Here is a 25,039-nt window from a genome sequence, read left to right as displayed (position 1 = left end):
GGTTCTCAAGCATGATCCGGAAAAGTGGATACCGGTTTTCCGAAACGATCATGCGCAAAAACAACCAAAAGTCATAGCGCGCGGGAAGGCGCGTCCAGGAGAGTATCATGAATGTGCATGCCCGCGCTTTGGCCAAGGCCTATGCCTTCGACGAGCAGACCGCAGCCTTTGCTGGCGACGTGATCGGACATCTCGCGCAACATCCCAAGCGCCTGTCGCCCAAATATTTTTATGATGCGACTGGCTCGGAGCTGTTCGAGCAAATCACAGTGCAGCCGGAATATTATCCGACCCGCACCGAGCTTGGCATCTTGCGCGATCGCGGGGCCGAGATCGCCGCGATCATCCCTGCGGGCGCGGCGCTGGTCGAATTCGGCGCAGGTGCGACCACCAAGGTGCGGCTGTTGCTCGAGCGCTGCAAATTCGGCGCCTACGTGCCCGTCGACATCTCCGGAGATTTCCTGAACGCGCAAGCGGAAGGCCTGCGCAAGGACTTCCCCGGCCTGCGCGTCTATCCGGTCGCAGCGGATTTCACCGCGCCATTCGCGCTGCCGGTAGAGATCGCCGAGATGCCGAAAGTGGGCTTCTTCCCGGGATCGACGATCGGCAATTTCGAACCGCAGGAGGCCGCCGATTTCCTGCGCACCGCGCGTAAAATCCTGGGCTCTGGCGCGCAGATGATCATCGGCGTCGATCTCGAGAAGGACGAGCGCGTGCTGTACCACGCCTATAACGATTCGGCCGGCGTCACCGCGCGCTTCAACCTCAATGTGCTGGTGCGCATCAACCGCGAGCTCGGCGGCAATTTCGATCTTCCCGCCTTCTCCCATCGCTCGATCTACAACCGCGACCGTCACCGGATCGAGATGCACCTGATCAGCCGCAAGGCGCAGAGCGTGCGGATCCTCGGCAACACCTTTTCGTTCCGTCCCGGCGAGAGCATTCACACCGAGAACAGCTACAAATATTCGCTGGAGCGGTTCACGGAATTGGCCCGAAATTCGGGTTGGACGGTGCGGGAGTCCTGGACCGACGCGGCAAAGATGTTTTCGGTTCACGCAATGTTGGCTTCGGAATGAGATTCCGAAGCGGAGCCCAGCGACACGGATTCCCATGCTGCGACCACGACAAGGATCGCGGTCGTGAGGATCGAGAGCCATAGCGGGGACAGCTCGCTTGCGAACCAGCCCAGCATGAGCAGCGCGACGATGCCCGCGATGTGGGACAGCTGCAGAAAACCCCGGATCGAGAGCTTGAACAGGATCGTCCCGACCAGGAACAGAAGCGGGCCACCGATCGCGCTCAAGATCGTCTTGAGATCGGAGTGGCCGCCGGGATGCTTCAGCACCAGTTCATCGGACACCGCCGTCAGGATGATGCCGGCGACGACCGGCATGTGCAGATAGGTGTAGGCAAGGCGCGCCAGTTTCCCTGATTCGACCGATTTCGAGATCAGTTCGGAGCCGGCCTCGGCGCCCTTGTAGAAATAGATCCACCACATCGCGATGCTGCCGACCAGCGAGGACACGAAAGCGAGGATGTTCTCGGTCGTCCAGCTCAGCTCGGCAAAGGTCGCGCCATTCACGACAACCGCCTCGCCAAGCGCAATGATGATGAAGAGGGCGCAGCGCTCGGCCATATGGCCGCCTTCGACCGCCCATGCCTCGAGCGATGACAGCCCCAACCTCGGGACCCAGAACCGCGCCGCTGGCGAGACATATTCGATCGCGAGCGCAATGATCCACAGCCATAGCCTGGACTCGCCTTCGGCAAGACCGCCGAGGATCCAGAACACGGCGGACGTGGAGAGCCAGGCCAGGATGCGGATGGCGTTGTGGCGCACCGCGGTCCAATGATGTGGCGTCGAGAACAGCCAGAACGCGGTGCGTCCGACCTGCATCACCGCATAGGTAATCGCGAACCACAGGCCGCGGTCCTCAAAGGCCTTCGGGATCGAGGTCGACAGCACAAGGCCGCCGAGCATCATCAGGAACAGCAGGATACGTACCGGCGTCAGCTCCGGATTGAGCCAATTGGTCACCCAGGCAGTGAAGACCCAGACCCACCACACCGCGAGGAACAGCAGCGTGACCTCGACCGCGCCGATCGGCGTGAAATGATGAAGCAGCGTGTGCGAGATCTGCGTGACCGCGAACACGAAGACCAGGTCGAAGAACAGTTCGGCATAAGTGACGCGGCTATGCTGGTTCGGCGTGACGACGCGAAACATCGCGCCGCGTCGATTGTCCGCAGCCATCGGCACCCCCTAGAGCATGATCCGGAAAAGTGGAAACCGGTTTTCCGGAAAGATCATGCTCAAACAAAGAGATGAGATCATGATCCGATTCCGTCTAATCGGATCATGATCTGAGATGATCAGGCCTCGGGTCCGCCAGGCACCCCGGTCTGCAGCGCCAGTGCATGCAACACGCCGCCCATCTGCCCCTTGAGCGACTGGTAGACGATCTGATGCTGCTGGACACGGGACTTGCCGCGGAAGGATTCCGAGACCACCGTCGCCGCGTAATGGTCGCCATCGCCGGCCAGGTCGCGGATCGTCACCACGGCATCGGGAATGGCTGCCTTGATCATGGATTCGATATCGCGGGCGTCCATCGGCATCCCAGTACACCTCCATTCGACTTTCAAATCGCAGTCAGCACGAGCGGCCGCGGGGGAACAAAACCTAGCGCTTGCGCTCTTCTAGGTCATCCTATCAGGCACTATATTCCGCTTCCAATCGTTTTAGCTGCATCAATCGGTCACAACGAACTGACCAAAAAAGGCGCAGAACCATGAAACTCCCAGGACCCGACCATCCGATCACGATCGCACCCAACCCCAAGCGCGTCCGCGTTAGGGCGGGGGATGTCGTCATCGCCGACTCCACCCATGCGCTGACCCTGAAGGAGGCGAGCTATCCCGCCGTGCAGTACATCCCGCGGGAGGACACCAACATGGCCCTGCTGTCCCGGACCGAGCGGACCACGCATTGTCCCTACAAGGGCGACGCGAATTATTTCAGCATCAAGGCCAACGGCAAGACGCTGGAAAATTCGATCTGGACCTATGAGACGCCCTTCCCGGCCATGACGGAGATCGCGGGACACCTCGCGTTCTATCCGGACAAAGTCACGATCGAGGAAGTGGCATAAGGGCGGCGGACCGCGTCCTCGTGATGGCCGGGCTCGACCCGGCCATCCACGCAATTGCTCGCCTGGTACTGAGACGCGGATGCCCGGGACAAGCCCGGGCATGACGAGGAAGCTACCGGCGAGCTTTGCTCCTACACCCTGAAGGCTTCTAGGCCCTGAATATCGTGAGCCCGAGTATCAGGAGCACCAGGAAGATCACGACGAAGATATAGAACAATATCCGCGCGATATCGGCAGAAGCCGCCGATATGCCGGTGAAGCCGAGCAAGCCGGCTATAATCGACACAACAAGAAAGATCAGCGCCCATTTAAGTAACGTCATCGCCCTCTTCTCCAGCTACTTCGCGGGGGAAACGGCAGGAGATGACGCGAGTTCCAAAGCAGCAGGCGGTGAATTGATCGCCGCCCGCCTCACCTTGCAAGCTTCCTCTACCGTTCAATACGTCCTGAAGAACCGGACGGAATGGCATCGTCGTCTGGCATGCCGTTCGGCGACAAGGCGGTCCCGGTCGCGCCTGGCGATGTGTTGGACGTGCCTGGCCGGTTGAGGGATGGATTGGGCGTGGTGGACGTTCCGCCGGTGCCCATTCCAGTGGTGGAGCTCGATTGCCCGCCCGGTGCTGGCGCGATGCCGGCCGACCCCGGATTGGTCGGCGCCGCCGGTGGCGCGCTGCCAACGCCGGACGATGTACCGCTCTGCGCTGTCCCGCTTCCGGTGCTGCCACCTGGAGCTTGCGCGAAGGCGGCTGATGACACCGTCATCAATGACAGCGCGATGACGGCCGATAGATGTAATTTGTGTCGCATGATAACTCTCCATGTTGCATGCGGCCGCACCAACGTCTGGTGAATCGCGTCGTTCCGTCGCTCCTTGCGACCGCGAAATCACATCGACGTTTTCGCAATAGGACGATTAGGGCCTTGCCCAATCCGGTTCCCGGTTGCAACATCACCGGGATCATCTCGCAGAACGGCGCATATGAGCTCGATCTCTCACACCATGACGGCCGCGGAAGCACACGCGGCACCGAAGGCAAAGGCGCGCAACGCCGCGCTCGACCGCGCCCGCACCTTCCTGACGCTGGTCGTGCTGCTGCACCACGCCGTGATTCCCTACACCTATTTCGGACATACCGATCCGAAATCGTGGATCGGTTTCGACATGGTCGTGCTCGCCACCGACAGTTTCTTCATGGCGATGTTCTTCTTCCTGTCGGGTCTGTTCGTGTGGCCGGGACTGGCTCGGAAAGGGCCAGTGCAATATTTGCTCGATCGCCTGGTCCGGCTTGGCCTGCCCTTCGTGATCGGCGCGTTAACGATCATCCCGCTGGCCTACTACGCCTTCGCGCTGCGCCAAACTCCGGATCTGAGCTTTTCCGAGTTCTGGTGGAAAACAATCACCGTGGGGCCATGGCCGAGCGGCCCGACCTGGTTTCTCTGGGTCTTGCTCGCCTTCGACGTCGTCGCGAGCGTGGCCTATCTGCTGTCGCCCAAACTCATCGACCCGATCAACCGCCTGTCACTCCGCGGTCATGAACAGCCAGTGCTGTTCTTCGCGATCATGCTTGCAGTCACCGCAACGCTCTATATCCCCGGGCGCGTTCACTTTGGCGCCGGGAGTTGGTTCGAATTCGGACCGTTCTCGGTCCAGCACGGTCGCGTGCTGCTCTATGCGACCTACTTCTTCTTTGGCGCAGGCATCGGCGCCATGTATTTGGATCGCGGCCTGTTGGCTGCCGACGGCCGGCTGGCGAAAAGCAGCTGGGGCTGGGCGGTCGCGGCGCTCGTTCCGTATTGCCTGATGTGGGTGCTGATCTACGTCAAGCGCGGAATCCTCGGGAATCCGGTGTGGCTGCCGACCTGGTATGAGGCGACCTATGGTCTCTTCTTCGCCTCTTTCAGCGTCGCCATCATGTTTGTGATCCTGGCCTATTTCCTGAGATTCAAACAATCCGGCTGGAGCGTACTCGATCCGATGCAGCCTGATGCCTATGGCATGTTCCTGGTGCACTATCCGATCGTGCTCTGGCTGCAATATTGCATGTTCGATTTCGATTGGCCGGCAATCGTGAAGGCGGCCATCGCGTTTGTGCTGACCGTGCTGCTGAGCTGGGCGGCGACGGCGGGCTTGCGGAGGATTCCAGGCGCGAACCACGTGCTTTGAAGCCGTAGCCCGGATGGGGCGAAGCGCAATCCGGGAAATCTCAATCGTAGCCCCGGGCTACGCTGCGCTTCACCCGGGGCTACGAGAGCAAACTTAAGCCGCCTTGCCACTCATATAGGCCGGCAACCAGCGTTCGAAGGCTTCGTTCAGTGTCGTGATCGCCACCGGCGTTTCGCCCGTGATCGCGATCGCGTCACCACCGGTGGTGCCGATGCGGGCGCAGGGCATGCCGCAACCCCGCATCTTGGCGAGTACGCGGCCTGCGTCGGCTTCGGGCACCGTGACGATGTAGCGCGCCTGATCCTCGCCGAACCAGTAGGCGTGCGGCACCAGCGCCGCTGGCGCCGCCAATAGCTGCGCGCCGATGCCGCTTGCGATCGCCATCTCGGCGAGCGCGATCAACAGCCCGCCGTCGGAAAGATCATGCGCCGCGGTCGCAGTGCCAGCATGGATCATGCCGCGCACGACATCGCCGTTGCGCTTCTCGGCAGCGAGATCGACCGGCGGCGGTGCGCCTTCCTCACGACCGCAGACCTCGCGCAGATAGACGGACTGGCCGAGCCAGCCATGGGTCTCGCCGATCAAGAGGATCGCCTCGCCTTCCGCCTTGAACGCGAGCGTCGCCGACTTGGTGAAATCGTCGAGCACGCCAACGCCGCCGATCGAGGGCGTCGGCAGAATGGCGCGGCCGTTGGTCTCGTTGTAGAGCGAGACGTTGCCGGAGACGACCGGGAAATCCAGCATGCGGCAGGCTTCGGAAATGCCCTTCAGGCAGCCGACGAACTGGCCCATGATCTCGGGCCGTTCAGGATTGCCGAAATTGAGGTTGTCGGTGATCGCGAGCGGCTTGCCGCCGACCGCGGTGATGTTGCGCCAGGCCTCCGCCACCGCCTGCTTGCCGCCTTGATAAGGATCGGCCTCGCAATAGCGCGGCGTCACATCGACCGTCATCGCAAGCCCCTTCGGCCCATCCTCCACGCGGACCACGGCCGCATCGCCGCCGGGACGCTGCACGGTGTTGCCCAGGATGACGTGATCGTATTGCTCCCAGACCCAGCGCTTCGAGCAGAGATCGGGCGTGCCGATCAGTTTCTCCAACGCCTGGGGAATGCCGAGCGGCGCCTCGACGTCCCGCGCATGGATCACCGGCTGTGCGACGGAAGCAGTGTGCGGACGATCGTAGACCGGTGCCTCGTCGCCGAGCTCCTTGATTGGCAGATCGGCCATGACATCGTCGCCATGCTTGACCACGAAGCGCTTGGTCGGCGTCGTATAGCCGACCACCGCAAAATCGAGGCCCCATTTGCGGAAGATCGCCTCGGCTTCTTTCTCCTTCTCCGGCTTGAGCACCATGAGCATGCGCTCCTGGCTTTCCGAGAGCATCATCTCGTAGGCGCTCATGCCGGTCTCGCGGGTCGGCACTGCGTTGAGGTCGAGGTCGACGCCGAGATCGCCCTTAGCGCCCATCTCGACCGCCGAACAGGTGAGCCCCGCCGCGCCCATGTCCTGGATCGCGATCACGCAGCCCTTTTCCATGATCTCGAGGCAGGCCTCGAGCAGGAGCTTCTCCGCGAAGGGATCGCCGACCTGCACCGTCGGCCGCTTCTCCTCCGAGTTGTCGTCGAACTCGGCCGAGGCCATGGAGGCGCCGTGGATGCCGTCGCGGCCGGTCTTTGAGCCCAGATAGACGATCGGCATGTTCACGCCGGAGGCCGCCGCGTAGAAGATCTTGTCGGCATCGGCGAGACCCACCGCCATCGCATTGACCAGGATGTTGCCGTCATAGCGGGTGTGGAAGCGGACCTGCCCGCCGACCGTTGGCACGCCGAAGGAATTGCCGTAGCCGCCGATGCCGGCGACCACGCCGGAGACGAGATGCCGGGTCTTCGGATGCTCCGGGGTGCCGAAGCTCAGCGCATTGAGGCAGGCAATGGGGCGCGCCCCCATCGTGAACACATCGCGTAAAATGCCGCCGACGCCAGTGGTCGCGCCCTGGTAGGGTTCGATATAGCTCGGATGATTGTGGCTCTCCATCTTGAAGACCACGGCCTGGCCGTCGCCGATGTCGATCACGCCGGCATTCTCGCCCGGCCCCTGGATCACCCAGGGCGCTTTGGTAGGCAGCCCGCGCAGATGGATGCGCGAGGACTTGTACGAGCAATGCTCATTCCACATCGCCGAGAAGATCCCGAGCTCGGTGAAAGTCGGCACCCGCCCGATCAGTTTCAGGATGCGCTCATACTCGTCCGGCTTGAGCCCGTGGGCGGCGACGAGTTCGGGGGTGATCTGGGGCTCGTTCATGGGTCTCTTATTAGGTAGATCGGACGCGCGGGCAAAGGCCTTTTATGGCGCTTTTCCGCCCTGTCCAGAGCTTTGCGGCGGGTCGCCGCAGGCGCAGAATTTGCACAAGCGGACAGGATCGGATTTAAGACCCGGAACTCAATTTTGAAAGCCTCTCAGCGTGAACGACCTCTCCAAGACCGCATTCGTCCACCGTCCCGACCTGCATGTCGCAACCGAGGGCGAATTCAAGGGCTGGCGCGCGATAGTTTCGAGACCCATGTCGGCCCGTTCTGGCACCAGATGGATGAGAACGGCCGCGTGCATTGCGCCTTCCGGGTCGAGAAAAAACACCTCAACGGCATGCGCAACGTCCATGGCGGCTGCTTCATGGCCTTTGCGGATTACTGCCTGTTCGCGATCGCCTCGGCCGAGCTGGAAGGCCCGGGCGTGACGGTGGCATTCTCCTGCGAATTCCTCGACGCGGCACGCGAGGGCGAACTGGTCGAATGCATCGGCGAGGTGACCCGCGCCGGCGGCTCGCTGATCTTCCTGCGCGGCGTGCTGAAAGCTGCCGATCGCTCGCTATTCACCTTCTCCGGGACGATCAAGCGGGTGAAGCGGAAGGCGCCGCTTGAGGCCAGCGCATAGCTCCTCACCTTTCCTTTTTGCGCTCCCACGCTAAGAGTGGCTCCCAGCGCGCCAATGCGCCGGGGGCCACAAGTGCCGAAGAGCACATCAAGGACGGGTAGCGTGACGGCTGCCGTGGAAACGCCGACACTATCCACCCCGAAGCGGCCGCACCATCGCTGGCAGGATTATGCGCTGCTGCTCGCGCTCGCCTGCTGCTGGAGTTCGACTTATCCGCTGACCAAGATCGGCCTCGGCTCGATCCCGCCGCTCACCTTCATCTCGGCCCGCTCGCTGATCGCCGCACTGTTCCTCCTGGTGATCCTGCGGATCCGCGGCCTTCGCATTCCGACCGACGCCAAGGCGTGGAAGCTGTTCGCCTTCCAGCAGACCATCATCTCGACGGTCCCTTTCCTGGTCATCACCTGGGCGCAGCAATATGTGGCAGCGGCTCCCACTGTGGTGCTGGCCTCGACCACGCCGATCTTTGCCTTCCTGATCACCTGGGCCATCACGCGGCACGAGCCAGCCACGCTGTTAAAACTCGCCGGCGCGATCCTCGGCCTCGTCGGCACTGCCGTCGTCATCGGCCTCGATGCGCTGACTGGCCTCGGCAGCGAAATCTACGCCGAGATGGCGATCCTGCTCGCCACCATCTCGTTTGCCTGCGCCACGATCTTCGGCCTGCGCCTGTCCGATTACGACCCGATGGTGGTCGCGGCCGGCTCGCTGTTGTTCGGCGGTCTCGTGCTGCTGCCGGCATCTCTCATCATCGACCATCCCTGGACCTTGCACCCGACGCCGCAGGCGCTCGCCGCAGTCGCCACCATGGGCATCTTCTCCAGCGCGATCGGCCTGATGCTGTTCTACATGTGCCTCTCTCGTCTGGGCACGCTGACCACCAACGCACAAGGCTATCTGCGCATCCCGATCGGCGTCGGCCTATCGGTGGTGCTGCTGGGCGAAGCCGTGCCGCCGAACTTGGCGCTTGGACTCTTGCTCGTGATGGCGGGCGTGGCCGCGATGACCGTTCCGGGCGACCGCTACAAGCTCGCCCTGAATTGGTTACGTGCGCGGCTAAGGGGCTGAGAGCCTCGATATCCTTTATTGCAGGCTCACGAGGGTCATATCGACGAACCACGATTGCGGCGAGACGAATCCCTTGACCTTCGGGCTCATCGCGCGAGGGTTGAGATCGTGCACGATATAAAGCCAGGGAGGGTTGTCGACGAGGCGTTCATGCGCCTTGCGATAGGCCGCCGAGATCACCTTGGGATCGGTGGCCTCGGAGATCGTCTTGAGCGCATCGTCGAACTCAGCGTCCTTCCACTGCTCGAAATTGAACCCGTTTGGTGAAAAATTCTCGGACGAGAAATAGCGGGCCATGACGCCGGCATCGGAGGATGGCGAAGAGATATTGACCCCATGGCACCCTGTAACGTGGGGCTATCGGGCGTCGCCCGCGCGGCGGTCAAAAGAACCTGCCATTCGATCACGTCGAACGCCACGTTCACACCGCACGCCTCTTTCAGGTTTTGCTGCAGGAATTCGTTCATCGGTAAAGGCAGCATCTGACCCGAACCGGAGTTCGAGATCAGCACCTTGAAGGATAGTGGCTTCGCCGGCGTGTATCCGGCTTCGGCGAGCAGCGCCTTGCCCTTGGCGGGGGTCGAACTTGTAGCGGTTGACCGGCGATCCGAAATCGGGGTCGCTGGCCTTGAGCCAGCCCACCGAACGCTCGGCGGTCCCGTTGAGCAGTGCAACGAGGCCTTCGCGGTCGATGCAATAGTTCAGGGCCTGGCGGACCTTTACGTCTTTGAAGGGACTGTTGGTCGCGCCGATATTGTAGAACCATGGCCAGACATGGGGATATGAGCCGGTGGTAATAGTGAAGCCCGCTGATTTCAGCGAAGCAACGCCATCGGGCGGCGGCACCTCGATCCAGTCGACCTGACCGGAGCGAAGCGCGGCGAGCCGCGAGTTCGCTTCAGGGATCGGCATGAGCACGATATTGTCGACCTTCGCCATTTTGCTCCTGTCCCAATATCCATCCCATCGCGCGAGATCCGCCTCCTGGCGCGGCACGACCTTGGTGATGCGGAACGGTCCGGTACCGGCGGCCGGCAAGGTCGCGACCTTGGCCCAATCCCGCCCCGCCTTTTCGAATGAAGCCGGCGAGGTGAACAGCAGGTAGACCGCCATGTAAGGGAAATAGGACGCTGGCTTGGTCGTGGTGACGACGACTGTAAAATCGTCGATCTTCTTGTAGCTGCCCATGATGGGAACGCGAGCTCGCGACATCGCCGAACTGGCGGGCTCAAATTGCGGGCTGGAACTGTTGAAATATCGCTCGAGATTCCAGATCACGGCATCGGCATTGAAATCCGCACCGTCATGGAATTTCACGCCATGGCGCAGATGGAAGATCCAGGTCTTGCTGTCCTCGGGATCCTGTTCCCATTTCTCCGCAAGGCCTGGACGCAAGCCGGCCAATTTGTCGGTCCTGGTTAGATCCCACAGCACCAATCCCTCGAAGATCGGGTAGCCGAGGAAGCGCATTCCTTCAAAGCCGTTGTTTGGCAGCCCGGTAGCCGTGGGGATATCGGATGCCGTCATGCCGATGCGCAGCATGGTTTCGGCCATCGCCGCCTGCGACGAAAGCAGCGCGGCGAACGTGAACGTGCAGCAAGCCTTGCGAATGAGCATAAAACTCCTCCCGTCCGACGATCGGAAAGATCCGTGCCTGGATCGGGAGAAGTACGGGCAAGTTTCAGGCCAGCAGAGCGGGCCGGCTATTTCTGGTCGTCCGCGAGCAACTTTTTGTATTTCTCGACGTCGCGCGCCACGAGTTGCTGCAGCACCTCCGGCGCATGCTCGTTGGCGTCAGGCGCAACCGTTGAAAGATCGGCAAAGCGCTTTTTCACCGCCTCGCTCTCGACCGCCGTGCGGGCTGCGGTATTGAGTTTCGCGATGATCGCCGGCGGTGTGCCTTTTGGCGCGAACACGCCGTTCCAGCCCTGCGCCTCGAATTCAGGCAAGCCCGCTTCCGCCGAAGTCGGCAGATCGGGCAGCGTGGCGAGTCGAACGGTCGAGCCGACGACGAGTCCCTGCACCAGTTTCTCGTTGATCGCCTGCGACACCGAGGCCGCCGCGTCGCAGACGCCGTCGATCTGGCCGCCGATCGCATCGGTCAGCGCCGGCGCCGCGCCGCGATAGCCGACCAGCGTGACGTCGATTCCGGCAGCATTCACAAAACTCTTGCAGATCAGATAATTCGAGGAGCCGACGCCGGCATGGCCAAGATTGATCTTGCCGGGATTCTGCTTCGCGTAGGCGATGAGCTCCGGCAGATCCTTCGCGGGAAAATCCTTGCGTAACGCAATGATGCCAAAGGTCTTTGCGACCATCGCGACCGGCGCAAAGGAGTCCGGCGTGAACGGCAGTTTCGGGTAGATCGTGTAGGTGGCGGCGCTGGTGCCGGCGTTGCCGATCGCGATCGTGTAGCCATCCGGCTCGGCACGCGCGGCCCGGGCCAGTGCGGTAGAACCGCCGGCGCCTGCGACATTCTCGATCACGATCGGCTGCCCGAGCGCCACGCTCATCTGCTCGGCAACGACGCGCGCGATCACGTCGGAGGTACCGCCGGCCGCGAACGGCACGATCATGGTGATGGGGTGCTTTGGGAAATCCTGCGCCTGCGCGAAGGTTGCGAGCGGGAACGCCGCGATCGCGGCGACCAGCCTCCAGAGCGACTTCACGCAGCCTTTTCCAGATGCTGGACCAGGCCGGCGAACAGGCCGCGACCGTCGGTGCAGCCCATGATGTCTTCGACGTGGTTTTCCGGATGCGGCATCATGCCGAGCACGTTGCCGCCGTCGTTGACGATGCCGGCGATCGAATGGGCGGCGCCATTGAAATTGGAGGCTTCACCGACGACGCCGTCGGCCGAGCAGTAACGATAGAGCACCCGCCCCTCGCCCTCGAGCCGCTTCAGCGTCTCTTCATCGGCTTCGTAATTGCCTTCGCCATGCGCGACAGGCACGCGGATCACCTGCCCCGCATTGTAGCCGCGGGTGAACGGTGTATCGGAGCGTTCGACGCGCAGATGCGCGTTGCGGCAGACAAATTTGATCTCCGCATTGCGCATCAGGACACCCGGGAGGAGGCCGGCCTCGCACAGGATCTGGAAGCCGTTGCAGACCCCCAGCACCAGCCCGCCTTTGGCCGCGAAGTCGCCGACCGCGTTCATGATCGGCGCCCGCGCCGCAATCGCACCACACCTGAGGTAATCGCCATAGGAGAAGCCGCCGGGCACCACGACGAGGTCGGTGCCTGATGGCAGCGAGGTCTCGGCGTGCCAGACCATCGCCGGCTCCTTGCCCGAGATAAGCTTGAGCGCCCGCGCCATGTCGCGCTCGCGATTGATGCCGGGGAAGACGAGGACGGCTGATTTCATCAGAGCAGTTCGACCCGATAGTTCTCGATCACGGTATTCGCAAGCAGCTTGTCGGCGGCGTCTTTCAATGCGGCCTCCGCCTTGGCGCGGTCGGAGTCGGCAAGCTCGATGTCGAACACCTTACCCTGGCGGACGCTGGCGACGCCGTCGACGCCGAGCGATTTCAGCGCACCCTCGATCGCCTTGCCCTGGGGATCGAGGATGCCGGATTTCAACGTAACAGTGACGCGTGCCTTCACTTAAACCTTGCCCCTCTTCAGCTCTTCACCAGCACCGGACCCGAGCCGGCCGGCCGCTCGTTCTCCATGAGGATGCCGAGCCGCTTCGCCACCTCGGTATAGGCCTCCAGCAGCCCGCCCAGATCGCGGCGGAAGCGGTCCTTGTCGAGCTTCTCGTTCGACTTGATGTCCCACAGCCGGCACGAATCCGGCGAGATCTCGTCGGCGACGATGATCCGCATCATCTCGTTTTCAAACAACCGGCCGCATTCCATCTTGAAATCGACCAGGCGGATGCCGATGCCCAGGAATAGCCCGGTCAGGAAGTCGTTGACACGGATGGCGAGCGCCATGATGTCATCGATCTCCTGCGGCGTTGCCCAGCCGAAGGCCGTGATGTGCTCTTCCGACACCATGGGGTCGTTGAGCTGGTCGTTCTTGTAGTAGAATTCGATGATCGAGCGCGGCAGCTGCGTGCCTTCCTCGATACCGAGCCGCTGCGACAGCGAACCGGCGGCGACGTTCCGCACCACCACTTCCAGCGGCACGATCTCGACCTCGCGAATCAGCTGTTCGCGCATGTTGAGGCGGCGGATGAAGTGGGTCGGCACCCCGATATCATTGAGGTGCTGAAACAGGTACTCCGAAATCCGGTTGTTGAGGACGCCCTTGCCCTCGATCACCTGGTGTTTCTTGGCATTGAACGCGGTCGCGTCGTCCTTGAAATGCTGGATCAGGGTTCCGGGCTCAGGACCTTCGTAGAGGACCTTGGCCTTGCCCTCATAGATGCGGCGTCGACGGCTCATTGGGATGTACCGTGTTTTGTTGAAATCCATGAATCTGGTGTGCTCCGGTTGATAAGGGATTGCGACCCACGACGGAGCTGCCGCGGAAGCCTGGAACCCCAAACAGAACAAGAACCAAGCCGTGTGGCAACCTATCCGATTGGCCCATCCAGCACAATCGACCCGGACCCCTTTGGCGGACTTATCCGCCTTGGATTGGGGTCCAAAAATCTGCCATTCTGCCTGCGGCTTAACGGCTCGTTGTCTTGCCGATTCGCCCCTTTTATCTAGGCATCCGCCGGGGCTGCCGCAACGCAAGCTCCACCCGTCCGTCAGCAGGAATTGGAACCGCCCATGACTACATTCGACAAGCGCGAGGAAGGTTTTGAGAAGAAATTCGCCCTCGACGAGGAGCAGAAATTCAAAGCCGAAGTGCGCCGTAACAAGTTGCTGGGCATATGGACGGCGGAAAAGCTGGGCCTCACCGGCGACGCCGCCAACACCTACGCCAAGGAAGTAGTTGCCGCCGACTTCGAGGAAGCCGGCGACCAGGACGTGCTGCAGAAGGTCCTGAAGGACCTCACCGCAAAGGGCGAGGCCATCACGGAAGCTCAAATCCGCGCCAAGATGGACGAACTGCTGGTGCAGGCCGTGGCGCAGGTAAAGGCGGGCGGTTAACCATCCCCGTCATTCCGGGGCGTCCGCAGGACGAGCCCGGAATCCATTTCTCCGCCTCCGCCAGTGGCCCAATGGATTCCGGGCTCGCGCGATGCGCGCCCCGGAATGACCACGACAATGGTCACCCCTCTTTAAATCCGTATTCCGGTACGTTGCCGCTGGCGCCGTAATATTTGTACGGCAGGAATTTTCCGGACATCGTGATCTTGACGCGGTCGCCCTTGGGATTGGGCAGGCGCTCCATCACCATGTCGAAGTCGATCGCCGACATGATGCCGTCGCCGAACTCCTCCTCGATCAGCGCCTTCCAGGCCGGGCCGTTGACCATCACGAGCTCGTAGAAGCGATAGATCAAGGGATCCGTCGGCGGCATCGGCACGCCCTCCCCGCGCATCGGCGTCTCGTTCAACATCGCGATTTCGGATTTGGACAGGCCGAACAGCTCGCCGGCATTCGCGGCCTGCGGCTTGGTCAGTTTCATCTGGCCGAGGATCGCGCCGACGATCAGCACCTCGGAATAGCCGCCGATCTTCTCGCATATATATTTCCAGCTCCACCCCTTCTCCCGCTTGATGTCGAGCAGCTTTTCGATGAGGTCGGAACGTTTCATGTCGGGGTCTCCTTTTAAGGCTAGCGCGCGATGGTCTGCACGGGGCTGGTCTCGATCGCCCGTGGCGGCGAGATGATGGTTGGCTCGATCAAGCCCGGCCGCACCGTCGGCACGTTGCGCCGGTCGTGATTGGTGACGTCAGCCGTAAAGCTCTTGCTGCGGGTGACCAGGAAATCGATGATGTGGTTGCGGAGCGCGTAGTAGTAGGGGTGGCGGTGCAGGTCGATCCGGCCGCGATCCTTGGGCAGCGGATTTTCCACGATCTCCGCCAATACGGCGCCGGGACCGTTGGTCATCAGGAATATCTTGTCGGCAAGATAGATCGCCTCGTCCACGTCGTGGGTGATCATGAACGCGGTCTGTCCGGTTTCCAGACAAATGCGCCGGACCTCATCCTGCAGTGTGCCGCGCGTCAGCGCGTCCAGCGCCGAGAACGGCTCGTCCATCAGCATGATCTTCGGCGTGATCGAAAGCGCCCGCGCGATGCCGACGCGCTGCTTCATGCCGCCGGACAGTTCGGAGGGACGCTTATGCTCCGAGCCTGCGAGGCCGACCAGATCGATGAACTTCTGCGCATGCGCCTTGACCTTCGCGCGGTCCCATTTGCGCCATTTCGAGCTGACTGCATAGGCGACATTGCCGAGCACGGTGCGCCAGGGAACCAACGCGTGGCTCTGGAAGATCACGGCGCGGTCGAGACTGGTGCCCTCGATCGCCTGCCCGTCGACGATCACGGTGCCCTCGCTCGGCTCGTCGAGGCCGGCGAGGATGTTGAGCACGGTCGTCTTGCCGCAGCCGGAATGGCCGATCACGCAGCCGAATTCACCCCGCGCCATCGAGAGCCACAGGTTCTCGAACACGGTGGTGGTGTCGCCGCCCGCGCCCGGATAGCGCCGCGCGATGCCTGCGATCGAGATGAATTTGTCGGTCATCGCCCTACTCCGGAAACGTGACCATGCGCGTGAAGCGCGCAAGAATCTGGTCGAGCAGCATGCCGACGATCCCGATCATGAGGATCGCGATGATGACATTGGTGATCGAGAGGTTGTTCCACTCGTTCCAGACGAAGTAGCCGATGCCGGTGCCGCCGACGAGCATTTCGGCGGCGACGATCACGAGCCAGGCGATGCCGATCGAGATCCGCATGCCCGTCAGAATCGTCGGCGCCGCGGCCGGCAGGATCACCGTGAAGGCGCGCCTGATGGTGCCGACCTCGAGCGTGCGCGCGACGTTGATCCATTCCTTGCGCACGCTGGCGACGCCGAACGCCGTGTTGAGCAGCATCGGCCACACCGAGCAGATGAAGATCACGAAGATTGCCGAGATCGAAGAATCCTTGATGGTGTAGAGCGCGAGCGGCATCCAGGCGAGCGGAGAGATCGGCTTCAAGACCTGGATGAACGGATCGAGCGCCCTGCTGATCAATGGCGACATGCCGATCAGGAAGCCGAGCGGGATCGCGACCAAAACCGCGATGAGATAGCCCAGCCCGACGCGGCCGATCGAATAGCCAAGCTGGATGCCAAGCCCCTTGTCGTTCGGTCCGTTGTCGTAGAACGGCCGCTTCAGGTGCTCCCACAATTTGGCGGCAACATCGAGCGGACCCGGCATCGCCGATTTGCCTTGCGTGACGGTGAGCCCCATCAGCTTGGCGTATTCCGGGCTCATGTTGGTGGCCGGACCGGTGCTGCGGGTCGCAAGATGCCAGACGCCGATGAAGGCTGCGAACAGCACGACAGAGACGATCGCCGCGCGCAAGCGAAGTGAGTTCATCTGCTCCTCCCTTTCTGCGGGAGCACCTTCACGACGCCTTCCTGATCCTGAAGCTCGCAAGATAGTCGTCCGGCTTGGTGGGATCGAACGTCTTGCCCATCACCGCGAACGACTTATACGTGGTTGGCGGCGGCGTGAGCCCCATCTCGGCCATCAGCTTGCCGGTATCTGTGGCGAGATAAACCTGCTCGGCGACCGCCTTGTAATCGACGTCGCCCTTGATCTGACCCCAGCGCTTCATCTGGGTCATTATCCAGACGGCGAAGGACTGCCAGGGGAACGGATCGAAATCGAGGCGGTTGGGCTGCGTGACGACATTGCCGAGGCCATCGGCGAAGGTGCCCGTCAGAATCTGCTCCAGCACGACCTGCGGCTGGTTCAGGTAATTCGCCGGCGAGATCGCTTCCGCGATCTGCTTGCGGTTCTCGGCCTTGTGCGCGAACGCGGTCGCCTCGATGATCGATTTCAGGAGCGCGCCATAGGTGTTCGGCATCGAGGTGACGAACTCCTTCGACGCCGCGAAGGCGCAGCAGGGATGGCCTTCCCAGATATTCTTGGTCAGGATGTGGATGAAGCCTGCGCCGTCATAGACGGCGCGCTGGTTCATCGGATCGGGGCCAAGGAAACCATCGATATTGTCGGCGCGCAGATTGGCGACCATCTCCGGCGGCGGCACCGCGCGGATCTGCACATCGACGTCGGGATCGAGGCCGTGCTCGGCGAGATAGTAGCGCAGCAGGTAATTGTGCATCGAATAGTCGAAGGGAACGGCGAATTTGAAGCCCTTCCAGTCCTTCGGATTGCGCTTGTCCTTGTGCTTGATCGCAAGCGTGATCGCCTGGCCGTTGATGTTCTCGACCGCCGGCATCGTGTACGGCAGCGGGTTGGAGCCGACGCCCATGGCGATGGCGAGCGGCATCGGCGACAGCATATGCGCGGCGTCGTATTCCTTGTTGATGGTCTTGTCGCGGATCACCGCCCAGCCGGCGGTCTTGATCACGTCGACGTTCAATCCGTGCTTGGCGTAGAAGCCCATCGGCGCCGCCATGATGATCGGGGTTGCGCAGGTGATCGGGATGAAGCCGACCTTGAGGTCCTTCTTCTCGGGCGCCGCTCCTTGCGCGAATACCTCGGTCGCCGCCTTAATCGGGAAGAACTGCGACAGCGCCGCAAGCGCAGTGGACGCGCCGACTGACTTCAGAAAGGCGCGCCGGGCCGCGTCCTGCGGAAACACCGCCCGCATCACGGCCGAGGCGACGACGCCCTCGTAACGCCGGTCCTCGCTTTCCATGGGCTCACAGCGCAGTGCGAGCGCTGCATTCCGGTGCTCGGCTTCGCTGATGTGGCGGCCGCAGCTGCAGCCGGTGCGAAGATTGCGGTCGGGATCGAACGGATTATCGAAGATGGACATCGGACCTCCTGCGCGCGACGTTGCCGTTGATTTACGCAAGGTCCATGCCAGCCTCTTTTTTCAGCCGATGGCATTGATGTCGCAGGCTTTTGTCCTCGCCTTGGCGACTACAAAAACTCGTGATACACGAGAAATCGTAATCGAATTACGATTTTTCGGGGCACCTGCACAATGGACCTGGCTCTCAGCGCGACGGCGAGCGCGCAGGACGCAGACCTGCGCGCCGCCACCTTCGAATGCTCGGTCGAGCCAACGCTGCTGCTCGATCCGCATGCCGACGTGATCCTCGACGCCAATCCCGCCGCCTGCACCCTGCTCGGCTACGACCGCGCGCTGCTGCGTCAGACCAAGGTCAGCGCGCTGCATGCGGGCCAATTGCCGGCCCTGATCGTCTTCACCCAGGCGGTGCTCGACAAAGGCGCGTATTGGACCAATGCGCTGACGCCGCGCCATGCGACCGGGCAGAATCTTCGGATCGAATATGCCGGCTGCGTGGTGCCGCAGGACGGGCGCACGCTGATGCTGCTCACGATGAGCGACCTCGACGCCCGCCGCCGCCGCTACGTCGATGCCGCTGCCGAGGATCACATGCGCAGCGGCATTGCCACCTGGCAGCGGGTCGAGCGCGTGTTCCAGGACATCGAGCGCGAGAACCAGTTGATTCTGCGCGCCGCCGGCGAAGGCATCTATGGCGTCAACGCGGAAGGAAAGACCACCTTCGTCAACCCGGCCGCCGAGCGGATGCTGGGCTGGACCGCCGAGGAACTGGTGGGCAAGGAGATCCACCCGATCGTCCATCACACTCATCATGACGGGCGGCACTACCCCGATCATGACTGCCCGATCTATGCGGCGTTCCGCGATGGCGCCGTGCACCAGGTCGATAGCGAAGTGTTCTGGCGCAAGGACGGCTCGCCGGTGTGGGTCGAGTACACCTCGACGCCGATCCGCGACCGCAGCGTTGTGGTCGGCGCCGTCGTGGTGTTTCGCGACGTCAGCCAGCGGCGCGAGGCGGACGAGAAGCTGCACGCCGCGCTTGCTGAGGTGGATCGCCTGCGCGAGCGGCTGGAGCTGGAAAACGCCTACCTGCAGGAAGAAATCCGGATCGAGACCAATCCGCGCGGCATCATCGGCCGGAGCGAGGCGATCCAGAAGACGCTGCGCCAGGTCAAGCTGGTGGCGCCCACGTCAGCGGCGGTGATGATCACCGGCGAATCCGGCACCGGCAAGGAGTTGATCGCGCGCGCCATCCATGAAGCCAGCAGCCGCTCCGACCGGCCGCTGATCCGCGTCAACTGCGCGGCGATCCCGCGCGAACTGTTCGAGAGCGAGTTCTTCGGCCATGTCCGCGGCGCCTTCACAGGTGCGACGCGCGACCGCATCGGCCGGTTCGAGCTGGCCGATGGCGGTACGCTGTTTCTCGACGAAGTCGGCGAGATCCCGCTGGAGCTGCAGGGTAAATTGTTGCGCGTGCTGCAGGAGGGCAATTTCGAGCGCGTCGGCGAGGAGCGCACCCGCACCGTCGATGTGCGGCTGATCGCCGCCACCAACCGCGACCTCAAGCAGGAGGTGCAGCGCGGCCGGTTTCGCGAGGATCTCTATTTCCGCCTCAACGTATTTCCGATCGAGTCGGTGCCGTTACGCGAGCGGCGCGAGGACATCCCGCTGTTGGCGCAGCATTTCCTGATGAGCGAAAGCAAGGCACTGAAATCCGATCTGCGCCTGTCGGAAGGCGACGCCAGGCGGCTCGCGCGCTACGACTGGCCGGGCAATGTCCGCGAATTGCAGAACGTGATCGAGCGAGCGGCGATCCTTGCCCAGAACGGCCGGCTGCGCATCGACCTGCCCGATGCATCCGGCAGCCAGGCCTTGGCGGGCTCGGCCCGCGTGAAGACCGATGTGCGCCCCAAGGTGATGACCGCGGCGGAACTGCGCGATCACGAGCGCACCAACATCGTCGCGGCGCTCGAGGCCTGCGCCGGCAAGGTGTTCGGGCCGGGCGGTGCAGCCGAACTGCTCGACATCAAGCCGACCACGCTGGCCTCCCGGATCAAGGCGCTGGGAATCGCCGGGCGGCACGGCGCGCCGAGCTAAACTTTCATCGCGCCCTGCAGCCGGTCCAGCTCTCCGGCCAGATCGCGCTCCACATCAGCCGCGCGCATGTTGAGCACGCGATAGCCGCGCTCCTCCAACCATTCCCGACGCTTAGCGCGGTCGGCCACGATGGTCTCGTTCTCCTCAGGGTTTTCCAGTTCGATCGCGATCCGCTGGATGAAGGAGACGAAATCGGGAATATGGCGCCCGACCGGGGTCTGGCGCTTGAACAGGCCGGCGAAGCGGCGATCCTTGGTCAGCGCCTGCCACAGGATGCGCTCGGCGTCGGTCGGGTTGCGGCGGAGCAGCCGCGCCAGCCCGCGCACGGTGCTGCTGGCGTCCGCCGAGGGGCCGCCCTGTCCCTGCTCGGCCAGGAGCGCCCGGAGCCGGGTCGCCTGCTCGCCGTCGAGCACCCCGCCCTTGGCCGGCCCCTTGCGTCCCTCGGCGATCGCCATGATCACGCCGTGCAGGGTATGCATGTCCTGCTTGGTCGGCTCCATCCGGGTGAAGATGTTGCGCAGGTTGACCAGCATGGTGTCGCGCTTCTCGGCCGGCCGCAGGAACTCGACCTTGTCGAGCTCGGCGACCAGATTGTCGAAGAAGGCCTGGACCTGGTGCTGGGAGGCACGCTCGGATCGCTCGGGCATCGCGAACGGCAGCACGCCCGCGGTCGAGAGCTTGAACCACTCATAGCCCACCAGCAGCACCGCCTGGGCGAGGTTCAGCGAGGCGAAGCCGGGATTGACCGGAAAGGTGACGATGCGGTCGGCGAGCGCGACCTCCTCATTGGTCAGCCCCCAGCGCTCCCGGCCGAACAGGATCCCGGTCTCACCACTGGCGGCGATATTCGCCACGATCTCGCGGGCTGCCGCATCCGGCCCAATCACCGGCTTGGCCTGGTCATGGGCCCGGGCGGTGGCTGCGAACAGGAGATCGAGGTCGGCGACCGCCTCAGTGACCGTGTCGAACAGCTCGACATGGTCGAGAATATGGTCGGCCCCGGCGGCGGCACGCTGCGCGGCGACGTTCGGCCAGCCGTCGCGGGGATTCACCAGCCGGAGCCGCGACAGCGCGAAATTGCCCATCGCGCGCGCCGCCATCCCGATATTCTCGCCAAGCTGCGGCTCGACCAGGATCACCACGGGACCCCTGAGGTCGTGGCCGGTCTTGGTCTTGTCAGTGCCGGACATCTTAAGCTTCGCTTCCTGATTCAACTTCTGAAGACTCTGATTCAGGTCCTGAAGAACTTCAATCAGACCGCCAAGTTTCCTGGCCCGGCCCGGATTGCCCCGCGGCCGCAAATTTCTCAAGCGGAATAATGGCCTTACGGGCGTTCTTGAATCTTCATCCGAAACCTCAAGGCGCGAGCCTCGCGGCGCTCTTTCGGCTCTTCCGGTGCCATCGAAGCAATGGGGCATAACGGCAGCATTCTCGGCTAAAGGATGAGCCGAAACTGCATAACCCCTTGGCTTCCGCCGGCGCTTTCCCGGTGCTATAGGCCCGGAGCATATTCAGCTAGTCGCGCCCGAAAGCGCGCTGTTCCCCAAGAGGCCCTATTCCCATGGCAAAAATCAAGGTGACCAACCCCGTCGTCGAACTCGATGGCGACGAGATGACCCGGATCATCTGGCAGTACATCAAGGACAAGTTGATCCATCCGTTCCTTGATATCAACCTGATGTATTTCGACCTGGGGATGGAATACCGCGACAAGACCAACGACAAGGTCACGATCGACGCGGCGGAAGCGATCAAGAAGGTCGGCGTCGGCGTCAAATGCGCCACCATCACCCCGGACGAGGCCCGGGTGAAGGAGTTCGGCCTCAAGGAAATGTGGAAGTCGCCGAACGGCACCATCCGCAACATCCTCGGCGGCGTGGTGTTCCGCGAGCCGATCATCTGCAAGAACGTGCCACGCCTCGTGCCGGGCTGGACCAAGCCGATCATCATCGGCCGTCACGCATTTGGCGACCAGTATCGCGCCACCGACATCAGGTTCCCGGGCAAGGGCACGCTGTCGCTGAAGTTCGTCGGTGAAGATGGCACCGTGATCGAGAAGGAGGTGTTCAAGGCGCCTGGCGCCGGCGTCGCCATGGAGATGTACAATCTCGACGAGTCCATCGCGGACTTCGCCCGCGCCTCCTTCAACATGGGCCTGGCGCGCGGCTATCCGGTCTATCTCTCGACCAAGAACACGATCCTCAAGGTCTATGACGGCCGCTTCAAGGACATCTTCCAGGAGATTTTCGACAACGAGTTCAAGTCGCAATTCGAGGCCAAGAAGCTTACCTACGAGCACCGCCTGATCGACGACATGGTCGCTGCCGCGCTCAAGTGGTCTGGCGGCTACGTCTGGGCCTGCAAGAACTACGACGGCGACGTGCAATCCGACACGGTCGCCCAGGGCTACGGCTCGCTTGGCCTGATGACCTCCGTCCTCATGACGCCCGATGGCAAGACCATGGAAGCCGAGGCCGCCCACGGCACGGTGACCCGGCACTACCGCGAGCATCAGAAGGGCAAGGAGACCTCGACCAACTCCATCGCCTCGATCTTCGCGTGGACGCGGGGCCTCGCCCATCGCGCCAAGCTCGACAACAACCCCGCGCTTGCGAAGTTCGCCGACACGCTGGAAAAGGTCTGCGTGCAGACCGTCGAGGACGGCTACATGACGAAGGACCTCGCGCTCCTGGTCGGCGCCGACCAGCGCTGGCTCTCCACCACCGGCTTCCTCGACAAGGTCGCCGACAACCTCAACAAGGCGATGGCGGGATAGGCCGCCTCCCGGGCTTTGCCCCTTCCCGGGGATTACGTGTGGAGACTGACCATGCCGCTCCCCGGGAAAGCTGCGCTCGCATTGCTGGTGCTGTCGGGCACGATGGTCAGCGTGCGCGCTGAAACACCCCTCCCCGACGCCATCGCGGCGCCGGGGGAAGCGGTCGTGCTCAGCGTTCACGCCGAAGGCGCGCAGGTCTACGAGTGCAAGGCTGGCGTCGAAGGCAAGCTGACCTGGGCGTTTCGCGAACCGATCGCAACGCTGATGGCCGAAGGCAGGACTGTCGGCCGCCACTATGCCGGACCGAACTGGGAGCATGTCGACGGCAGCGTCGTGCTGGGCAGGGCTTCCGGCAATACGCCGGGCGCGACACCGAACGACATTCCCTGGCTCAGGCTCAACGTGATTTCGCGGCGCGGCAGCGGCACGCTGACCGGTGTCACGACGGTGCAGCGGATCAACACGGTGGGCGGCATTCTCGAGGGAGCGTGCGACAAGGCCGGTTCGACCCATAGCGCGCCCTACTCCGCGGACTACGTGTTTCTTCGCAAGGACTGAGCGACTCGCGAGCAGTGCCGTAGGATGGGTAGAGCGCAGCGAAACCCATCGCGATGGAGCAAGCCGCGCGATGATGGGTTTCGCTGCGCTCTACCCATCCTACGACTGTGGCAATAGCAGCGCTGGCGTCGTCCTCGCGAAAGCGAGGACCCATAACCACAGGCAGTTGTTGTGGCGCGAGCAAGCGGTTGTGGCGGAGCACATCACAAATGCCTGTGGTTATGGGTCCCGGCTCAAGGCCGGGACGACGTGGGGTTGGTTCTGATTCAAATGTCAAACAGCGAAGCGGATGTGAGTGTACGTTCTCGCGGCGCTTTGCGTCCGAGCTTTGCATCGTCTTCACCCTCCTGGAAGATAGAGGGCGCAGGGAAAGCCGGGTGCCGGTTGCACCCGTGGGCCCCGTGCAACAAAAAGCACGGGGGTAGGACCACAGGTCAACCGGAGCAACACCGGCTTTCCCTGCGCAGTGGTTTACGGCTTACTTCGTGCTCTTCCCGGTGACCGGGCTTTCTTGCCACCGTCACTCGCAGATCAGCTCCGCGAACTTAGCGCCAGCGTCGGGGCGCCAGAACCACACGACTTCGCCGTCCGCTGATGCCGCGCTCGTCAGTCGCAACACCCGCGTCCACCGCATCTCACCGCAACGTTCGTGACGATCGCGAGCCGCCCCTCATTCGGGTGAGACGCGCGGATTAATAGTGCTGATTTGCCCGACGACGGAAGCGGAATGTTTTTCGCGCGAGGGATGGACAGACTTTTGGTGATTTGCCCGTCGGGTTGATTTGTCGCAGCCAAACATCCAAATCACCGTTGCACTCGAAGCGAAGCAGGCGGCTGCGAAAGCAGGATGTTGGTCTCAGAGGCCAAAGGCTCAGCCGAATACCCTGCATGTCCGACTTCGGAGATAGATCGGAAATAGAAAACTCGATCCGATTGTCGCGACCTCGCCGAAGCGACTATGAGCGGAGCACATCAACGCGGGCCATATTTTGTAGAAGACACAGAGCTTCGTCGGCTCTGTGATCGGGCACAAACAAATGATCGTGGTAAAAAGCCGAAACCGCATTCACACTTATGCTGGCTTCCGCAAGTCTAGCGGTGATCGCTGCGAGAAAGCCCACCGCATCAAGCGATGAATGAACACGCAACGTGATCAGACGCGACGCAAACTGGTACGACAACCCTGTACTTTCGGCCTCCTCACGCCGTATCACAATGGTTGTTCCTTCTTGTTCACGGAATGTTAGCAGCGGGCTAATTGCGGCTGGCATTGCTCGTCTTTCGCAATCGTGCAAAACACGAAAATGCCGTCTTGCATTTCGGCTCTCATATCTCTCAACAATGGCAGCCCTGGCAAGAAAGCCTTGTCGCGGCCGGATTCCTGAGTGTCGCGGTGGTGATCATCGCCTGCTCGTTACTTCTCCTTTGGGGCCTTCGGCCCAGAGCATTGC

The 25,039-nt window shown here is 62.5% G+C and carries 23 protein-coding genes and 3 pseudogenes; 9 read left to right on the top strand and 17 right to left on the bottom strand.

The annotated features are described in order from the left end of the window. Positions 1-107: 107 nt before the first annotated feature. Positions 108-1,079 carry an L-histidine N(alpha)-methyltransferase gene (gene egtD / locus J6497_RS24550; protein WP_225706856.1) on the top strand — a complete coding sequence of 324 codons (972 nt, stop codon included), beginning with the start codon at positions 108-110 and terminating at the stop codon, positions 1,077-1,079. Here the strand turns inward: egtD and J6497_RS24545 are convergent. Both J6497_RS24545 and J6497_RS24540 read right to left on the bottom strand, forming a co-directional pair. After that, entirely contained in the window at positions 1,055-2,257 is a 1,203-nt protein-coding gene (locus J6497_RS24545; RefSeq protein WP_225706855.1) for a low temperature requirement protein A, read from the bottom strand. The genes egtD and J6497_RS24545 overlap by 25 nt on opposite strands. Before the next feature lie 119 nt (positions 2,258-2,376). Then, a complete protein-coding gene (locus tag J6497_RS24540; RefSeq protein WP_225706854.1) occupies positions 2,377-2,622 on the bottom strand; it encodes a BolA family protein in 246 nt (81 codons plus the stop codon). A gap of 173 nt (positions 2,623-2,795) precedes the next feature. Here J6497_RS24540 and J6497_RS24535 point away from each other — a divergent pair, with 173 nt between their 5' ends. Continuing rightward, positions 2,796-3,155 carry a DUF427 domain-containing protein gene (locus tag J6497_RS24535; protein ID WP_225706853.1) on the top strand — a complete coding sequence of 120 codons (360 nt, stop codon included), beginning with the start codon at positions 2,796-2,798 and terminating at the stop codon, positions 3,153-3,155. A 148-nt stretch (positions 3,156-3,303) separates the two neighbouring features. On the opposite strand, the gene J6497_RS24530 is transcribed toward J6497_RS24535, so the two are convergent. Beyond that, positions 3,304-3,477, bottom strand: coding sequence for a DUF1328 domain-containing protein (locus J6497_RS24530; protein ID WP_225706852.1), 174 nt, complete (start codon positions 3,475-3,477; stop codon positions 3,304-3,306). A 107-nt stretch (positions 3,478-3,584) separates the two neighbouring features. Further along, positions 3,585-3,962, bottom strand: a complete 378-nt coding sequence (locus J6497_RS24525; protein WP_225706851.1) for a hypothetical protein — start codon at positions 3,960-3,962, stop codon at positions 3,585-3,587. Between the two features lie 172 nt (positions 3,963-4,134). On the opposite strand from J6497_RS24525, the gene J6497_RS24520 reads away from it, so the two are divergent. Beyond that, positions 4,135-5,319: an acyltransferase family protein gene (locus J6497_RS24520; RefSeq protein WP_225706850.1), complete on the top strand. Its 1,185-nt coding sequence runs from the start codon at positions 4,135-4,137 to the stop codon at positions 5,317-5,319. Between the two features lie 93 nt (positions 5,320-5,412). Here J6497_RS24520 and purL read toward each other — a convergent pair whose 3' ends face one another. Next, positions 5,413-7,620 carry a phosphoribosylformylglycinamidine synthase subunit PurL gene (gene purL / locus J6497_RS24515; RefSeq protein WP_225706849.1) on the bottom strand — a complete coding sequence of 736 codons (2,208 nt, stop codon included), beginning with the start codon at positions 7,618-7,620 and terminating at the stop codon, positions 5,413-5,415. A gap of 160 nt (positions 7,621-7,780) precedes the next feature. Here purL and J6497_RS24510 point away from each other — a divergent pair. Then, a pseudogene (locus tag J6497_RS24510) lies at positions 7,781-8,250 on the top strand (PaaI family thioesterase). Between the two features lie 72 nt (positions 8,251-8,322). Next, positions 8,323-9,318 (top strand): DMT family transporter, encoded by a 996-nt coding sequence (locus J6497_RS24505; protein WP_225706848.1) that lies wholly within the window; start codon positions 8,323-8,325, stop codon positions 9,316-9,318. Positions 9,319-9,333: 15 nt separating this feature from the next. On the opposite strand, the gene J6497_RS24500 is transcribed toward J6497_RS24505, so the two are convergent. The 6 genes and pseudogenes from J6497_RS24500 to purC all read right to left on the bottom strand — a co-directional run bounded on the left by J6497_RS24500 (position 9,334) and on the right by purC (position 13,709). Beyond that, positions 9,334-9,615 (bottom strand): hypothetical protein, encoded by a 282-nt coding sequence (locus tag J6497_RS24500; protein ID WP_225706847.1) that lies wholly within the window; start codon positions 9,613-9,615, stop codon positions 9,334-9,336. A gap of 140 nt (positions 9,616-9,755) precedes the next feature. Further along, a pseudogene (locus J6497_RS24495) lies at positions 9,756-10,788 on the bottom strand (ABC transporter substrate-binding protein); the annotation flags it as partial. A 233-nt stretch (positions 10,789-11,021) separates the two neighbouring features. Continuing rightward, complete coding sequence (locus J6497_RS24490) at positions 11,022-11,987, bottom strand: tripartite tricarboxylate transporter substrate binding protein BugD (protein WP_225706845.1); 966 nt, start codon at positions 11,985-11,987, stop codon at positions 11,022-11,024. Beyond that, a complete protein-coding gene (purQ, locus tag J6497_RS24485) occupies positions 11,984-12,685 on the bottom strand; it encodes a phosphoribosylformylglycinamidine synthase subunit PurQ (RefSeq protein WP_225706844.1) in 702 nt (233 codons plus the stop codon). Before purQ ends, J6497_RS24490 begins: the two co-directional genes overlap by 4 nt. Beyond that, a complete protein-coding gene (purS, locus tag J6497_RS24480) occupies positions 12,685-12,924 on the bottom strand; it encodes a phosphoribosylformylglycinamidine synthase subunit PurS (protein WP_225706843.1) in 240 nt (79 codons plus the stop codon). The genes purQ and purS overlap by 1 nt, the downstream gene beginning before the upstream one ends. Positions 12,925-12,941: 17 nt before the next feature. After that, positions 12,942-13,709: a phosphoribosylaminoimidazolesuccinocarboxamide synthase gene (gene purC / locus J6497_RS24475; RefSeq protein ID WP_008974302.1), complete on the bottom strand. Its 768-nt coding sequence runs from the start codon at positions 13,707-13,709 to the stop codon at positions 12,942-12,944. Positions 13,710-14,042: 333 nt separating this feature from the next. Between purC and J6497_RS24470 the strand changes: the two genes are divergently transcribed. After that, the gene (locus J6497_RS24470; RefSeq protein ID WP_225706842.1) at positions 14,043-14,366 is read left to right on the top strand and encodes a DUF1476 domain-containing protein; all 324 of its coding nucleotides are present in this window, start codon (positions 14,043-14,045) and stop codon (positions 14,364-14,366) included. Between the two features lie 121 nt (positions 14,367-14,487). On the opposite strand, the gene cynS is transcribed toward J6497_RS24470, so the two are convergent. From cynS to J6497_RS24450, 4 genes are read right to left on the bottom strand one after another with little or no spacing between them, the layout of a single operon-like run. Beyond that, positions 14,488-14,976 (bottom strand): cyanase, encoded by a 489-nt coding sequence (gene cynS, locus J6497_RS24465; protein WP_225706841.1) that lies wholly within the window; start codon positions 14,974-14,976, stop codon positions 14,488-14,490. Between the two features lie 20 nt (positions 14,977-14,996). After that, complete coding sequence (locus J6497_RS24460) at positions 14,997-15,908, bottom strand: ABC transporter ATP-binding protein (RefSeq protein WP_225706840.1); 912 nt, start codon at positions 15,906-15,908, stop codon at positions 14,997-14,999. Between the two features lie 4 nt (positions 15,909-15,912). Next, positions 15,913-16,749: a nitrate ABC transporter permease gene (gene ntrB, locus J6497_RS24455; RefSeq protein WP_225706839.1), complete on the bottom strand. Its 837-nt coding sequence runs from the start codon at positions 16,747-16,749 to the stop codon at positions 15,913-15,915. 28 nt (positions 16,750-16,777) lie between these two features. Then, the gene (locus J6497_RS24450) at positions 16,778-18,160 is read right to left on the bottom strand and encodes a CmpA/NrtA family ABC transporter substrate-binding protein (protein WP_225706838.1); all 1,383 of its coding nucleotides are present in this window, start codon (positions 18,158-18,160) and stop codon (positions 16,778-16,780) included. A gap of 171 nt (positions 18,161-18,331) precedes the next feature. On the opposite strand from J6497_RS24450, the gene J6497_RS24445 reads away from it, so the two are divergent. Continuing rightward, a complete protein-coding gene (locus tag J6497_RS24445; protein ID WP_225706837.1) occupies positions 18,332-20,254 on the top strand; it encodes a sigma 54-interacting transcriptional regulator in 1,923 nt (640 codons plus the stop codon). Here J6497_RS24445 and J6497_RS24440 read toward each other — a convergent pair. Beyond that, entirely contained in the window at positions 20,251-21,444 is a 1,194-nt protein-coding gene (locus tag J6497_RS24440) for a TrmJ/YjtD family RNA methyltransferase (protein WP_225706836.1), read from the bottom strand. The two genes, J6497_RS24445 and J6497_RS24440, sit on opposite strands and share 4 nt — an antisense overlap. Positions 21,445-21,815: 371 nt before the next feature. On the opposite strand from J6497_RS24440, the gene J6497_RS24435 reads away from it, so the two are divergent. Both J6497_RS24435 and J6497_RS24430 read left to right on the top strand, forming a co-directional pair. Next, entirely contained in the window at positions 21,816-23,030 is a 1,215-nt protein-coding gene (locus tag J6497_RS24435; protein ID WP_225706835.1) for an NADP-dependent isocitrate dehydrogenase, read from the top strand. A gap of 51 nt (positions 23,031-23,081) precedes the next feature. Then, positions 23,082-23,588 carry a DUF3455 domain-containing protein gene (locus J6497_RS24430; protein WP_225706834.1) on the top strand — a complete coding sequence of 169 codons (507 nt, stop codon included), beginning with the start codon at positions 23,082-23,084 and terminating at the stop codon, positions 23,586-23,588. Between the two features lie 956 nt (positions 23,589-24,544). On the opposite strand, the pseudogene J6497_RS24425 reads toward J6497_RS24430, so the two are convergent. Continuing rightward, positions 24,545-24,918, bottom strand: a pseudogene (locus J6497_RS24425) (ACT domain-containing protein). Positions 24,919-25,039 lie beyond the last annotated feature (121 nt).

Origin of the sequence: Bradyrhizobium cenepequi (assembly GCF_020329485.1) — a bacterium.
Lineage (GTDB): Bacteria > Pseudomonadota > Alphaproteobacteria > Rhizobiales > Xanthobacteraceae > Bradyrhizobium > Bradyrhizobium cenepequi.
Note: the sequence above shows the minus strand (reverse complement) of the source record. Positions and strands in the feature narration are given on the sequence as shown.

Excerpts from the sequence above, each read along its gene's own strand:
- purL (WP_225706849.1), bottom strand. The coding sequence starts at position 7,620 with ATGAACGAGCCCCAGATCACCCCCGAACTCGTCGCCGCCCACGGGCTC.
- J6497_RS24470 (WP_225706842.1), top strand. The coding sequence starts at position 14,043 with ATGACTACATTCGACAAGCGCGAGGAAGGTTTTGAGAAGAAATTCGCC.
- J6497_RS24435 (WP_225706835.1), top strand. The coding sequence starts at position 21,816 with ATGGCAAAAATCAAGGTGACCAACCCCGTCGTCGAACTCGATGGCGAC.
- egtD (WP_225706856.1), top strand. The coding sequence starts at position 108 with ATGAATGTGCATGCCCGCGCTTTGGCCAAGGCCTATGCCTTCGACGAG.
- J6497_RS24450 (WP_225706838.1), bottom strand. The coding sequence starts at position 18,160 with ATGTCCATCTTCGATAATCCGTTCGATCCCGACCGCAATCTTCGCACC.
- purC (WP_008974302.1), bottom strand. The coding sequence starts at position 13,709 with ATGAGCCGTCGACGCCGCATCTATGAGGGCAAGGCCAAGGTCCTCTAC.
- J6497_RS24460 (WP_225706840.1), bottom strand. The coding sequence starts at position 15,908 with ATGACCGACAAATTCATCTCGATCGCAGGCATCGCGCGGCGCTATCCG.
- J6497_RS24530 (WP_225706852.1), bottom strand. The coding sequence starts at position 3,477 with ATGACGTTACTTAAATGGGCGCTGATCTTTCTTGTTGTGTCGATTATA.
- cynS (WP_225706841.1), bottom strand. The coding sequence starts at position 14,976 with ATGAAACGTTCCGACCTCATCGAAAAGCTGCTCGACATCAAGCGGGAG.
- J6497_RS24520 (WP_225706850.1), top strand. The coding sequence starts at position 4,135 with ATGAGCTCGATCTCTCACACCATGACGGCCGCGGAAGCACACGCGGCA.
- J6497_RS24440 (WP_225706836.1), bottom strand. The coding sequence starts at position 21,444 with ATGTCCGGCACTGACAAGACCAAGACCGGCCACGACCTCAGGGGTCCC.
- purQ (WP_225706844.1), bottom strand. The coding sequence starts at position 12,685 with ATGAAATCAGCCGTCCTCGTCTTCCCCGGCATCAATCGCGAGCGCGAC.
- J6497_RS24430 (WP_225706834.1), top strand. The coding sequence starts at position 23,082 with ATGCCGCTCCCCGGGAAAGCTGCGCTCGCATTGCTGGTGCTGTCGGGC.
- ntrB (WP_225706839.1), bottom strand. The coding sequence starts at position 16,749 with ATGAACTCACTTCGCTTGCGCGCGGCGATCGTCTCTGTCGTGCTGTTC.
- J6497_RS24445 (WP_225706837.1), top strand. The coding sequence starts at position 18,332 with ATGGACCTGGCTCTCAGCGCGACGGCGAGCGCGCAGGACGCAGACCTG.
- J6497_RS24540 (WP_225706854.1), bottom strand. The coding sequence starts at position 2,622 with ATGCCGATGGACGCCCGCGATATCGAATCCATGATCAAGGCAGCCATT.
- J6497_RS24525 (WP_225706851.1), bottom strand. The coding sequence starts at position 3,962 with ATGCGACACAAATTACATCTATCGGCCGTCATCGCGCTGTCATTGATG.
- J6497_RS24535 (WP_225706853.1), top strand. The coding sequence starts at position 2,796 with ATGAAACTCCCAGGACCCGACCATCCGATCACGATCGCACCCAACCCC.
- J6497_RS24500 (WP_225706847.1), bottom strand. The coding sequence starts at position 9,615 with ATGGCCCGCTATTTCTCGTCCGAGAATTTTTCACCAAACGGGTTCAAT.
- J6497_RS24545 (WP_225706855.1), bottom strand. The coding sequence starts at position 2,257 with ATGGCTGCGGACAATCGACGCGGCGCGATGTTTCGCGTCGTCACGCCG.